At 65.8% G+C, this 13023-nt stretch carries 13 protein-coding genes; 7 read left to right on the top strand and 6 right to left on the bottom strand.

Annotated features, from left to right (window positions below; all coding sequences use genetic code 11):
- Positions 1-10: 10 nt before the first annotated feature.
- Entirely contained in the window at positions 11-535 is a 525-nt protein-coding gene (locus tag ACFQE9_RS09925) for a tripartite tricarboxylate transporter TctB family protein (protein ID WP_379743970.1), read from the top strand.
- A gap of 779 nt (positions 536-1314) precedes the next feature.
- The gene (locus ACFQE9_RS09920; protein ID WP_379743968.1) at positions 1315-2073 is read left to right on the top strand and encodes a VOC family protein; all 759 of its coding nucleotides are present in this window, start codon (positions 1315-1317) and stop codon (positions 2071-2073) included.
- Positions 2074-2346: 273 nt separating this feature from the next.
- On the opposite strand, the gene ACFQE9_RS09915 is transcribed toward ACFQE9_RS09920, so the two are convergent.
- Positions 2347-2649, bottom strand: coding sequence for a hypothetical protein (locus tag ACFQE9_RS09915; protein WP_379743966.1), 303 nt, complete (start codon positions 2647-2649; stop codon positions 2347-2349).
- Here ACFQE9_RS09915 and ACFQE9_RS09910 point away from each other — a divergent pair.
- Complete coding sequence (locus ACFQE9_RS09910; RefSeq protein ID WP_379743964.1) at positions 2599-3405, top strand: NAD(P)-dependent oxidoreductase; 807 nt, start codon at positions 2599-2601, stop codon at positions 3403-3405. The two genes, ACFQE9_RS09915 and ACFQE9_RS09910, sit on opposite strands and share 51 nt — an antisense overlap.
- Positions 3406-3444: 39 nt before the next feature.
- Here the strand turns inward: ACFQE9_RS09910 and ACFQE9_RS09905 are convergent, their stop codons facing one another.
- Positions 3445-3591, bottom strand: a complete 147-nt coding sequence (locus ACFQE9_RS09905) for a hypothetical protein (protein WP_379743962.1) — start codon at positions 3589-3591, stop codon at positions 3445-3447.
- A gap of 206 nt (positions 3592-3797) precedes the next feature.
- On the opposite strand from ACFQE9_RS09905, the gene ACFQE9_RS09900 reads away from it, so the two are divergent.
- The 3 genes from ACFQE9_RS09900 to ACFQE9_RS09890 are packed head-to-tail and all read left to right on the top strand — an operon-like array spanning position 3798 to position 6037.
- Positions 3798-4223 (top strand): VOC family protein, encoded by a 426-nt coding sequence (locus ACFQE9_RS09900; protein WP_379743960.1) that lies wholly within the window; start codon positions 3798-3800, stop codon positions 4221-4223.
- 5 nt (positions 4224-4228) lie between these two features.
- Complete coding sequence (locus tag ACFQE9_RS09895; RefSeq protein WP_379743959.1) at positions 4229-4663, top strand: VOC family protein; 435 nt, start codon at positions 4229-4231, stop codon at positions 4661-4663.
- Between the two features lie 21 nt (positions 4664-4684).
- Complete coding sequence (locus ACFQE9_RS09890) at positions 4685-6037, top strand: NAD(P)H-dependent oxidoreductase (RefSeq protein ID WP_379743957.1); 1353 nt, start codon at positions 4685-4687, stop codon at positions 6035-6037.
- A gap of 61 nt (positions 6038-6098) precedes the next feature.
- Here the strand turns inward: ACFQE9_RS09890 and ACFQE9_RS09885 are convergent, their stop codons facing one another.
- Positions 6099-7022, bottom strand: coding sequence for a 3-hydroxyacyl-CoA dehydrogenase family protein (locus ACFQE9_RS09885; protein ID WP_379743955.1), 924 nt, complete (start codon positions 7020-7022; stop codon positions 6099-6101).
- 112 nt (positions 7023-7134) lie between these two features.
- Positions 7135-9333, bottom strand: a complete 2199-nt coding sequence (locus tag ACFQE9_RS09880; protein WP_379743953.1) for an acetate--CoA ligase family protein — start codon at positions 9331-9333, stop codon at positions 7135-7137.
- A gap of 195 nt (positions 9334-9528) precedes the next feature.
- Between ACFQE9_RS09880 and ACFQE9_RS09875 the strand changes: the two genes are divergently transcribed.
- Positions 9529-10314 carry an SDR family NAD(P)-dependent oxidoreductase gene (locus tag ACFQE9_RS09875; protein ID WP_379743951.1) on the top strand — a complete coding sequence of 262 codons (786 nt, stop codon included), beginning with the start codon at positions 9529-9531 and terminating at the stop codon, positions 10312-10314.
- 5 nt (positions 10315-10319) lie between these two features.
- Here ACFQE9_RS09875 and ACFQE9_RS09870 read toward each other — a convergent pair whose 3' ends face one another.
- Together ACFQE9_RS09870 and ACFQE9_RS09865 are read right to left on the bottom strand one after the other, a co-directional pair.
- Positions 10320-11693, bottom strand: a complete 1374-nt coding sequence (locus ACFQE9_RS09870; protein WP_379743949.1) for a four-carbon acid sugar kinase family protein — start codon at positions 11691-11693, stop codon at positions 10320-10322.
- The gene (locus ACFQE9_RS09865; RefSeq protein ID WP_379743947.1) at positions 11686-12972 is read right to left on the bottom strand and encodes a ribulose-bisphosphate carboxylase large subunit family protein; all 1287 of its coding nucleotides are present in this window, start codon (positions 12970-12972) and stop codon (positions 11686-11688) included. The genes ACFQE9_RS09870 and ACFQE9_RS09865 overlap by 8 nt, the downstream gene beginning before the upstream one ends.
- Between the last annotated feature and the right edge of the window lie 51 nt (positions 12973-13023).

Genomic DNA, 13023 nt, shown 5'->3' with positions numbered 1-13023 from the left:
CGACGACACCGTGGACCTGCTCATCTCGCTGGCGATCGGTGTGATATCGATATTCCTGTTCGTCCGATCGAGCCGGTTTTCGGGCGTCAGCACCGCATCTGGAGATCCCGGCGCCGCCTATTGGCCCCGTATCGCCCTCGTCATTATCATGGCCGCCTGTGCGCTCAACGCGTTCAACATCTACCGTCGAAGCGATGACATCGACTTTCGAGGGCTTCTCCCGACCGGCGACGCCCTGGATAGTCTGAATCCCGCCGCGTTCACTCCCGAGACCCGTCGGTTCGTCCTCTCGCTCGTGTTGATGATCCCGTACTTCCTGCTCCTGCCGGAGGTCGGGTTCCTCGTCGCAACACCGGGATTCCTCTTTGCGATCCTTTGGACGTTAGAGTACCATTCGATGCCCAGAGCGGCGATATATAGCGTTCTCATCACCGTTTTGGTGTTCATACTGTTCAGAAACTTCATGAACATCGCATTGCCGTACGGAACCGGACCGTTCCGCGAGCTGGGGATCCTGGTCGACGGGCTCGTGTAGTCCGTTTCGGGATCTTCCGCCGCTCACGTTTAATTTAGGGGACGAAGCGGGCGAGTTCTGCGCGTCTGCGACGGAATCCGACCGCCTCGGCGAGTCTCTCGTGTGGTTCGATCCGCTGTTCGCGGAGCGCGATCGGGACCTGAAGTGAATCACTTGAGTTGCGATTAGATGTTAATATATTTCATATCAATATTGGATAAAAGTAATATTTTAGATGTATTTGGCTCAAACGTAGTCACGTCTCTATTCACGATCGGGTGAAGAACGCCGATTTACATCCGATCTCGGCGGTAAATGTGGATCCGCTCGCGGTTGACGAGGCAGTGATCTGCATCATCGATGACGACTGGCTGTACGGTGCTGTGGGTCCTGAAGCGAGCAAAGTTCGAGATTTCAGGGTCCGTTCGACGTGACGACAAACGACACGATGGTTTCCAGTCGAGATACATCGCCGTCATCGATCCGATAGTGTCGAATTTCTCGTCGATGACGCCGATTACTCGGGAGCTGTCCTCGCTGAGGACGGCGACCGATTTCAGGTGATTTCCCACGGGGCTTGGAACTCCATCGAACATATAACTTAAAAAATAGAATAGCAAACATTACTGATCTCAAATATGTTTAGATACATCGATCCACGGACCACAGAGCCCCGCCTCCAAGGCCTCGCTGCCGCTCCAATTCGGCAAGAATCGACGCGACCCAACGCCCAGTTCGTTTTGTACGCGTTTCCTCGTCTTCGGTACGCTTTTACGCTCACGCGACGCCCGATCATCCACATGCTGTCACTCGATCACGTGATGATGCGCGTCGAGGACCTCGAGGAATCCCTCGAGTGGTACAAGACCCACCTCGAGTACGAGGAGAAGGGCCGCTGGGAGGCCGACACGTTCACCAACGTGTTCCTCGGCCCGGAGGACATGGCCGACGACGGCGCCAAGCTGGAGTTGACCTACAACCACGACGGGCGAAGCTACGAGATGGGCGACGCCTGGGGACACATCGCGGTCCGCGTCGAGGACCTCGAGAGCGCCTACGAGGGGCTGATGGAGGGCGGCGTCGACGACTACCGCGATCCCGAGTCCTGCGGCGGCGACTACGCGTTCGTGAAGGACCCCGACGGCCACGAGGTCGAGATCGTCGAGCGCGACCACGGCGCGCCCTGGAGCCTCGATCACACCATGATCCGGATCGAGGACCCCGACGAGGCGCTCGGCTGGTGGGCCCGCAAGCTCGAGTACGCCTACACCGGCAAGCGGTGGGAGGCCGACACCTTCGCGAACTACTTCATGAAGCCCGTCGGGGCGAGCGAGGAGCAGATGGCCGTCGAGTTGACCTACAACTACGACGACCGGACCTACACCATGGGCGACGCCTGGGGCCACCTGGCGGTCCGTACCGACGACCTCCACGGGACCTGGGAGGACCTCATGGCTCGCGACGCCGAGGACTACCGCGATCCCGAATCGTGTGACGACCGCTACGCGTTCACGAAGTACCGGGACGGCCACGAGATCGAGGTCGTCACCGACGACTGATCGGTCGATCGACGTCGCGTCCGCCGTCCAGTCCCGCCTCGTCCGGATCGTTTTGATCGCTCGGCGAACCTCGTCGGCCACGGGTTCGCCATTCGCTTCGCGCCGTCGTGAGTCGACGACGTATCGCTCGTCCGGTCGGCATTACTGTCGTAGTGTTGTAATCGTAATAATTATATACGTCTTTATCCTCTCTGGGAGTCGAGCAATAAAGAACGCCTCCCGACCGGGGGTCGTCGACGAGCGTCCTCCGGGTCGGGACGGATCGTTGTGGGGTCAGTTCGCGGCGTCCGAGACGACCTCGGCCGTGGCGTCACTTTGGAGGTCGCCGCGCACGAACCGCTCGCCGGTCTTCTCGTTGAACAGGTACAGCGACTCCACCCGTGGAACGATCGAGGCGTGCTTGCCCTCGTCGATCTCGGAGTCGACCGGCATGACCGTCCGGAGCTCGCCCTGGGGACCGTCGAGGTACATCAACACCTCGTCGCCGAGCGGCTCGTGGAGCGAGACCGTGGTGTCGATCCCCGCGTGGTCGGGATCGCTCGGCGTGCCTCGACGATCGTTTTCTCGCTGCCCCACCCCGACGCCTCCAGGGCCGCGCTCGATGCGATCGTCGAGCACGGGGACGCCGGGACCGACGTCTTCGACACGAGCACGCTCTCGGCGCTGACCGCACGCGAGCTCGCCGAGCAGGCGGATTCCGCCGGCATAAACTACCACGACAGCCCCATCACGGGCGGCGAGGTCGGCGCGCAGACGGGCGAACTCACCATCATGATCGGCGGTGACGCGGACCGGATCTCCGACAATCGGGAGGTGCTTTCCGCCATCGCCACCGACGTCTACCACATCGGCGAGGTGGGCGACGCGCAGTTCGTCAAGCTCATTCACAACCACGTCGGCCAGACGACGCTCGTCATCTTCATCGAGGGGCTGCTCCTCGCCGACGAGTTCGGCGTCGATCCCTCGACGCTGTATCGAACGCTTCGCCACTACACCCAAATATACGACGACAAGCTGGACTCCTTCTTCTCGAACGAGTTCGAGGAGTTCGAACGGCACTTCGCGATCGACGAGGACGCCGGCGTCTACAGGAACAAGTTCCACCTCGACGTCGCACACAAGGACCTCGTCGAGCTCAAGAGCCTCGCGGACAAATACGAGACCTACCTCCCGCTCGGAAACTTCGTCGAGCAGTTCCACCGCGAGGGAATAAACGCCGGATACGGCGACCGCCCCCACCCCGACCTGCTCCAGTTCTACGCCGACATGTTCGACGCCGAGATCGAATCCACGGAGGAGGGACGCTCGAAGAGCGAGGGTCGGATCATCTGATCCCGCGTTCGCCCGGACCGCTCCCGTTTCGAGAACTCATTACCCATTCACCTGTTTCGTTCCGCTGCTCTTCTCCCCCCACCCGGAGATTTTCCCTTCATCCGGATCTCCTCCCTTCACCCGGATCTCCTCCCCTCCGACGGGGCTTCCCGTCTTCGAGGTGCTTCGATAGTCATCGACTGCCATAGTAAGCTATATATCCCCCAATACGGTGGTTGTGTCCGAGGCGAACCATCGATCGGCGGCCGGCACACAGACGGCGCGTTCGATGGGAGCTTCGGATCGAGCCGCTGTCGGGCTCGGGTCCGATCTGACCTCCCGACACGGCAGTCGAAACCACACCGCAGGACGACTGCGGGGCAACCGCGGCGCGACCGCGAACGGAGATCACGATGATAGGAAGCGCGCACCACTACGGCGTGACGGTATCGGACATGGACGACGCACTGGCGTTCTATCGGGACACCCTCGGCATGGAGGTGGTCGACGAGCTCTCGTTCGCGAGCGAGGAGTTCAGCAAGTTCGTCGGCGTCGAGGGGGTGGACGTCGACATCGTATTCCTCGATGCGGACGGCTGTGCGGTGGAGCTGCTCGAGTACCACGACCCCCCGGGGGACGACGCGAACCGCGGGGTCTCGAACAACGACGTCGGCGCGGCCCACTTCTGTCTCGAGGTCGACGACCTCGATGCGACCTACGAGGACCTTCGATCGGAGGGCGTCGAGTTCATCAATCCCCCACAGACGCTCGATAACGGCGCCGATGTGGCCTACGTGTACGATCCCGACCGAAACGTGATCGAGCTGCTCTCGGAGTGACCGTGATGTTCGACGACGAGGACCTCTTCAAACGCGTACATCACGTGGCGTACACCGTGGACGACCTCGACCGGTACCGCCCGTTCTTCGAGGACGCGCTCGGCATGTCGTTCGTCGCCCACCGGGAGATGCCCGATGCCGGCTACGACGCCGCCGTCTTCGAGGTCGGCGAGACCTACATCGAGGTGCAGCTCCCCCGGGGACACCCGGAGATCGAGGAGTTCCACGAGACGCACGGGAACGGACTCAACCACGTTGCCTACGAGGTCGACGACATGGACGAGGCGGTCGCCGCGCTCGCGGAACGCGGGATCGAACCGGCGTGGGACGAGCCGATCATCGCGCCGACCTTCCCCGACTGCAAACTGCTCGACATGGACGAGGAGACGAGCGAGGGGATCTACCTCCAGCTCGTCGAGGAGATAGCGGACGAGTCATGAGGAACTAGCGGACGATACATAATGCTCAACATCCCATCACAGCTTACGGAACTCGACGAACCGATCGATGTCGGCGTCATCGGAGCCGGCCTGTTCGGCACGCGGCTGGTCGATCAGGTCGAACGCGCTCCCGGCATGCGGACCGCGGCGCTCGCGGACATCGAGACCGACAAGGCGGTAGAGACGCTTCAGAACGCGGGCGTGGACGACGCGCTCATCGAACAGGTCGACGGGACCGAATCCCTCGAGGCGGCGATCGAAAGCGGCGACCGGGCCGTCATCGCCGACGGTGTGGATCTGGCTAACGCCGACGTCGACGTCGTCGTCGAGGCGACCGGGATCCCCGAGTTCGGGGCCCGACACGCCTATACGGCCATCATGAACGAGACACACGTCGTCATGGTCACCGTCGAGGCCGACACCGTCGTCGGCCCGACCCTCGCGCGGCTCGCCGAGAAGGCCGGGGTGACCTACTCGATGGCCTACGGCGACCAGCCGGCGCTCCTCGCGGAGCTCTACGACTGGGCGCAGACGATCGGCCTCGACGTCGTCGCCGCCGGAAAGGGCAACCCGTTCATCGAGGAGTACCGCTACGGGACCCCCGAGGACGTCTTCGAGCGCTGGGGCTTCGACGAGGAGTTCGTCGAGGAGAACCAGCTCAACCCGTACATGTACAACTCCTTCCTCGACGGAACGAAGGTCGCCGTCGAGATGTGCGCGGTGGCGAACGCGACCGGCCTGAAGCCGGACGTTCCGGGGATGCACCTTCCCACCGCCGAACTCGAGGACATCCCGGAGAAGATGCGTCCCAAGGAGGACGGCGGCCTCCTCGATCGTACGGGCGTGGTCGACACGATCAGCTCGCTCAAACCCGACGAGACCCAGGTCGAAAACGACATCGAGTTCGGCGTCTGGATCGTCACGACGACCCCCAACGAGCGCGTCCAACAGTACCTCGACCAGTACGGCGGGTCGGGGATGTACATCGCCAGCGAGGGCAAATACCAGCTGTTCTACCGCCCGCACCACCTCCCGGGCACCGAGACGTCGGTCAGCGTGGCGAACGCCGCGCTTCGAAACGAGCCGACCGGCGTACCGAAGAACCGCGAGGCCGAGGTCGTCGGCGCCGCGAAAAAGGACCTGGCGCCCGGCGACGAACTCGACGGCGGGGGCGGATACACCGTCTACGGGCTGCTCGTCGACGCGGAGACGGCCACCGAGGAGGACTACGTCCCCCTCGAGCTGCTCGACGATGCGACCGTCACCACCGACCTCGAGAAGGACGACATCGTGACCTTCGACGACGTCGAAGTCGATCAGGAGTCGTTCCTCTACCGGCTTCGGATGCTGCAGGACGCCGAGGCATCGCTGTAGTTTCCCGGGAACCCCATCCCGGTCCGTTTTTTCTCGATCCGACCCGCTGTTCGTCGCCCGGCTACTCGTCGAGCACCCGCTTGAGCGCCGCCAGATGCTCGTCGCGATCACGCGTTATCTCCTCGGGCGACTCATCGTACTCGAAGAACCCGGCGCCGTCCTCGATCCCGCCCCGTCCCGACTCCAGCCGGTCGGCGAACAGCTCGCCCGGCTCGTCGTCGTCACACAGGTGGGGATAGAGGTTCCTCGCGTTCGTCTCGAAGAGGTCGAGACCCGCGATGTCGGCCGTCTCCATCGGACCGATGATCGAGGTCCGGCGGGCGTAGCCGTCGCGGACGGCGGCGTTTATGTCCTCGAGCGAGGCGACGCCCTCCTCGGCGAGGTGGAGACACTCGCGAAGCACCGCGAACTGGATCCGGTTCCACACGAACCCCGGGACGTCACGCTCGGCGACGATCGGGTCGCGATCGACGCCCTCCAGCAGCGATTCGGTCCGCGCCACGGTCTCGTCGCTCGTCCGCTCGCCGCGGACGACCTCGACCGGGGTGAGCAGGTAGGGTGGGTACCACCAGTGACAGCCGACGATACGGTCTGCGGCCTCGTTGCCCTCCGCGATGTCGGTGACCGGGATCCCCGACGTGTTGCTCGCCAGGAGCGCGTCCGCGGGGGCCGACTCCGCGAGGTCCTCGAACACCTCGCGTTTGATCTCGAGTTCCTCCGGAACGCTCTCGAGAACGACGTCGGCGTCGGCGACGCCGTCCGCCCGGTCCAGCGTGAACGAGACCCGATCCAGGACGGCCTCGGGCGTCTCCGAGGTGAGGTCCTCGTCGCGAAGGAATTCGACCGTCTCCTCGATACGTTCGCTCGCCTCGTCGAGGTTCGACTGTCGGTGATCGACGACCGTCACGTCCCAGTCGTGTAACGCGAAGTGTACCGCGAACCCGTGTCCCATGTCTCCTGCGCCGATGATCGAGATGTGCTCCATGGCGTTCCGGAGCAACCCCCCGATCGTAGTAAAACTTCCCCCACCCCGCAAACGTAACGCGATCCGACCGCTTCGGTAGTCGACCCGACGCTCCGTCAGTCGCCCCGACCGATCACCGGGTTTTGACGAGCACGTCCGGGATCGACACGCCCTCGCCCTCGGCGTGGACGACGACCGGGTTGAGGTCGAGCTCCTCGATGGCGGGGACCTCGCTCGCGAGCCGCGAGACGTTCTCGAGAAGCGACGCGAGAGCCTCCACGTCACCCGGCTCCTCCCCGCGGTACCCCTCGAGCAACCGGCTCAGTTCCGTCTCGTCGATCGCCTCCCGCGCCTCCTCGCGGGTCACCGGCGGGATGCGAACGACCGCGTCGTCGAACGCCTCGACGAGGGTCCCGCCCGCGCCGACCGTGACGGTCGGCCCGAACGCCTCCTCGGTGCTCGCGCCGACGAACGCCTCGGTGCCGTCCGCGATCATCGGCTGGACGAGGACTCCCTCGACGTCCGCTCCGGGAACGTGTGACCGCGCGTTCTCGAGGACCGCGTCGTAGGCGTCGCGAACCGAATCCGCATCCGAGAGGCCGAGCCGAACCGCGTCGGCGTCGCTGCGATGTGGAACGTCCGGCGAGTCGACCTTGAGGGCGACCGGATAGCCGATCTCCTCCGCGTACGCTACGGCCTCATCACTCGATCCGGCCACGCCAGTCCGCAGGAGGTCGATCCCGAACGACCGGACCAGCGATTCGGCCTCGCTCCAGGTGAGGACCCGATCGTCCGGGAGATCGTGGTCGGATCCGGTCGATCCGGCCGGTCCGGTCGATCCGGTCGACCGGGTCGATCCCTCGTCGATCGTTCCGTCCGTCGCGTTCGCCGACCGCCTCGGATCGCCGTTCGCCCATCGGCGATCCGGGGTGTCGCTTTCCGCCATCGGGGCTCCCGACCGCACGAGCGAGGCGACGGCGTCCATACACCGCGCCGGGTCGTAGAAAAGCGGCATCTCCGCTCTGACCCGCTCGTACGGCTGGGGGTCGTCGAGGTCGGCCGGATCCTTCCTCCCGGTCCACAGCACGAAGACGGGCGCGTCGGCGGTCTCCCCTATCTCCAGGAGGTCGTCCGCGATGGCGTCCGCGCGCTCGTCCACCGCCGGCAGCCCGACGGCGAGGACGTACGCGTCGAACCCGTCGTCGGCCAGGAGTGCGTCGGTTATCTCGGGGAGAACGTCGGCACCGTATCCTCTGATGTCGGCCGGGTTGTGCATCTCCCCGAAGGTCAACAGGTCGTCGATGTCGAGGAGGGCGCGCTCGGTGTCGCCGTCGATGTCCGGAAGCGAGAGGTCCCGTTCCCCGGCGAGATCGGCGAGGTGACCCGCGAGTCCGCCGCTCGTCGAGGCGATACACACGCGGTCCGACTCCGGCGGATCGAACGCCGCGTGCGCGCTCGCCCGCACGAGAAGGTCGGAGATGTCGTCGACCCGCTCGACTCCGACCTGGTCGAAGGAGCCCTGCCAGACGTCGTCGTCGCCGGCCACGGAGCCCGTATGCGAGAGCGTGGCCGCCTCCGCGTCCGACGTTCGCCCGGTCTTCACCACCAGCACCGGCGTCCCGTTCCGACGTGCCCTCGCCGCCGCGTCCATGAACCGGCGCGGGTCCTCGAGTCCCTCGAGGTAGACGCAGATCACGGACACCTCCGGGTCGTCGGCCATGTAGTCCACGTAGTCCGTGACGCTCAGATCGGCCTCGTTCCCCGTCGAGGCGATGTAGGCGAAATCGACGTCCTCGTCGGCCGCCCGCTCGAAGAACGTGGTGAACGCCAGCGCCCCGGACTGGCTCACCAGCCCGATCGATCCCGGTTCCGGCCGCCGCGAGCAGGTGCTCGTGAGGACGGTCCCCTCGAGCGCGTTCGCCAGACCGATGCAGTTCGGCCCCCCGACGCGAATGTCGTACTCCTGTGCGGTCGCCGCCAGCTCCGCCTCCAGTTCCCGTCCCCGCTCGTCCGCCTCCGCGAATCCGGCGGTAATGACGAGCGCCGCCGGAACGCCCATGCCGCCCGCCTCCGCGACCGTCTCGACGACGTACTCGCGGGGAATGCTCACCACGACGAGGTCGACCACCTCGGGGAGCTCCGAGACGTCGTCGTAACAGGTTCTCCCCCACGCCTCCTCGCGGCTCGGGTTGACCGGGTAGACCGTTCCGTCGAACCCGTACTCGAGGAGGTTGTCCATCAGCTGCGATGAGTACCACGAGTCGGGGCTGGCGCCGACGACCGCCACCGACGACGGCGAAAAGAGCGGGTCGAGGTCGATTCGCGTGTCCATGCCCGGGCGTGTGTCGCGTCGGTAATATAGCTATGGTCGCCCCGAGGGGTCGTTCACGAGTTCCCTCCTCTCGTCGCTTTACGCCGGCCGCTTCACGCCGGGCGGACGCTTCGCGCTGGACGGACGTCCCACGCCGGACGACCTCGACCCCCGATCGCCGGTGAACTTTTGGTTCCGGTCCGCGGGTGGGGATCCATGTCGAACGTGACATACGACTACGACGGACGGACGGTCATCGTCACCGGAGCCAGCTCGGGGATCGGACGGGCGATCGCGACCCAGTTCGGCGAAGCGGGAGCCGCCGTGATAAATGCGGACCTCCGGCCGAACCCTCCCGAGGACGCGGATCGCCTCCCGACCCACGAACTGATCGAGGACCGCGGCGGGAACGCCGAGTACGTCGAGACCGACGTCTCGAACCGTCGGGACATCGAGACGGTCGTCGAGGCGGCCCGCGAGTACGGCGGCGTCGACGTGATGGTCAACAACGCCGGCGCGCACGTCTCCGGCTCGGTCCTCGACGTCACGTCCGAGGAGGCCGAGATGATGGAGGCGGTCAACACCGGCGGCGTCCTGTTCGGGTGTCAGATCGCGGCCGCGGACATGCTCGAGCGGGACGTCGAGGGACGCATCGTCAACACCGCCTCCATCCGGACGGACACGGTCCGCGAGGACCAGATACTCTACAACATGACCAAGGCCGCGATCAAGATGATAACGCGCTCCGCGGCCATCGAACTCGCAGCGGACGGGATCCGCGTCAACGGAATCTCCCCCGGTCGGACGTCGACCGGACTCTCGGAGCTCACGGAGAAGGCGGAGGAGTGGTCCGAAAGCGGCGACCTGGTGAAACCGATCCCGGTCGGTCGTCCGGCCCAGCCCGAGGAGATCGCCTCCGGCGCGCTGTTCCTGGCCAGCGACGAGGCCGAATACGTGACCGGCGAGCTGTTGACCATCGACGGCGGCTGGTCGATCTACTGAGGCGGCTACGGCCAGGCGTCGCTTCCGCCCCGCCGGACCGTCTCGAAGAAGTGTTCCCCGCCGGTCTGTCCGCCCTTCAAACACACCTGTATTCCGTCGAACCGCTCGTCGTCGGAGCTCGCGACACAGAGCGGGCTCCCCGGCGCGAGCGGGCGGTGGTACTCGAGCGCGTAGACGTCCAGCGCCGGGGTCACGTACCCGCTCGTGTCGCCGCCCGCGACACACACCCTGTCGACGTTCGACTCGCGGAGCACCGCCTCGAGTATCTCTCCCTGCGTGGTCCCGATCCGCTCGCCGACGTCGACGTCATCCGGCGCGGCCGTCCGGGTCTCCTCGATGGCCGGATCGTCGGGCCCACGGGCCGAGTATATCACGACGCTTTGGCCGCGCTCGAGAGCATCCATCGCCTCCCGGATCACCCGTTCGCGTTCCGACTCCGTGCCATCCGGACGAACGAGCGCGGACGTATCGAGGCGGATCCCGTCGAACCGTTCGTCCGCGATCGCGTTCGATATCTGGTTCGCGGTCTCCGGCGACGCGCTCCCGGACATCACGAGCAGCTGGTCGACGGGATCGGGTCCCGACGGAACGTCTCGCCGCGAAGTCCCGTCCGTTTCGCTCCAGTGGGCCGTCAGCGCGTAATCGAGCCCCGAGGATCCGACCGCGAAGACCGGGCCCTCGGTCGACTCGGCGGCCCGCTCCCAGACCAATCGCCCGACCGTTTGGAGGTGGCTTCCGTCCACGGCGTCGAAGACGACGATCTCCGGGTCGGTCTCCAGCAGGCCGGCGAACTCGGCGTCGGCGTCCCCGCTCTCGAGCGCGAGGAGATCGAACCGATCGATGTCGCGGTCGGTCTGGTCTCGCAGGTGTCGGCCGAGATCGCTTTCGGTCATCGGCGTCGTCGGGTGTTCGCTCATCGTCGGGTGCCGATCGAGCCTGTAGGTCCGGTCCCCGACGGTGGCGAACAGGTTTCCGAAGACCACGTATCGCTCGAGCGCCGGAACGCCGACGACGACCGGGACGAACGGCGATTCGAACACGGGCTGTGCGACGTCGATGGCGTGTCCGATGCTTCCCGTCTCGGGGGCGGAATCGAAGGTCGAACAGACCTTGTACTGGACGAGCGAGGGGTCCAGCTCGGCGAACCGTTCGAACACCGCCGGGAGCCGCTCGTCCATCTCCGCCGGACTCATCGATCGACTGCGGCCGGCGACCCCGACGGCCTCCAGATCCGCGAATCGCCCGGTCAACTCCTCCGGGCTCGGCGGGTCGAGGAACAGCGCGGTTCGAACGCCTCCCAGCGCGAGCGCCTCCATCGCGTCGGTCGATCCCGTCAGGTCGTCCCCGTAGTAGGCCAGGTCGACGTCCGATTCACTCATCGTCCCCGAACGCCTCCATCGAGGCCCGGAGCTCCTCGTGATCGCGTGCGTACTCCTCGAGCGGTATTCCCGAGGTGGCCGCCTCCCAGCCCTGCTTCAGGGCCGCGACGCCGTCGGCCGGCCCGCCGGGATGGCCCATGATTCCGCCCCCGGAGAGATACAGCAGGTCCGCGTTCCCGAGCCGCTCGTAGGTCGCGGGCGCCTGTTTCGCCCACTGGCCCGAGGAGAACACCGGGAGCGCGCCGTCGTCGCCGGGAATCGGGTCCTGTACCGCGCGCGCGGACGCGATCACTGACTCGTCCGACTCGGCGAACTTGTTCTCGAGGCCGTTGACGTGGAGGTGGTCGACCCCGACCAGCCGCCAGAGCTTCTGGTAGGCCGTGTACTCGAACCCCAACTGGGGACACCGCGACAGCGCACCCCACCCGTTTCGGTGGCCGTGGATCGGCAGCTCGGCGTGCCGTCGAAGCTCCCGAACGGCCGCCAGCCCGACGCTGTTCAGACTCACCATGACGCACGTGCCGCCCGCATCGCGCACGACGTCGTGTCGGTGGATCATCTCCTCGACGTCGCCCGTCACGTTGAAGGCGTACATGACCTTCTTGCCCGTCTCCGCCTCGTGGTCGTTGATCACGGACATGACCGCCTCGACGCGGTCCTCGAACGGGGAGTAGGGCGGATCGGCGATGAGCTCGTCGTCCTTGATGAAGTCGACGCCCGCCTCGACGAGGGTCTCAACGAGCGACGCCGTCTCCTCGGGGGCGAGGCCGACGCTCGGTTTGATGATCGTTCCGATCAACGGACGGTCCCGGACGCCGATCAGCTCGCGCGTGCCATCGACGCCGAACGCCGGGGTCGGACACTCCTCGCCGTATTCGGGCGGCACGTCGACGTCCAATACCCGGACCCCCGACAGCGACTGGAGTTCGAAGACGTTCCCGGCGATCGCCGTCCGGAGGTTCGGAACCGACACGCCGACGTTCTCGAGCGGGAGCGAGAGCGTCACTTCCGCGCGGACGTACTCGTCGACGTCTCCGGGTTCGGGCGTCGCACCCGGCAGCGTCGGCTCCGGAGCCCTGCCGATCTCGGTCACGTCCACGACGTCACCGCCGTGGCGCTCCTGGAGGTCCGCGGTCTCGGCCTCGACGTCGACGAACGTGCTCGCCGACTGCTCGCCGGCCATCGCCTCCGCGGCTTCCCTCGCCGATCGCGGCGTTTCGATGCGGTAGGTCGCGGTGAATCGCTCCGCCATGGTACCCACAGCGTCACGGTCCGTCATTAATCCTCCCCTGGAGCGACCGATGCCGACCGGCCTCTCGACTCGGAGGAT

The organism is Halopenitus salinus, from assembly GCF_042662125.1.
GTDB classification, from domain to species: domain Archaea; phylum Halobacteriota; class Halobacteria; order Halobacteriales; family Haloferacaceae; genus Halopenitus; species Halopenitus salinus.
This window is presented reverse-complemented; position numbering and strand designations above follow the sequence as displayed.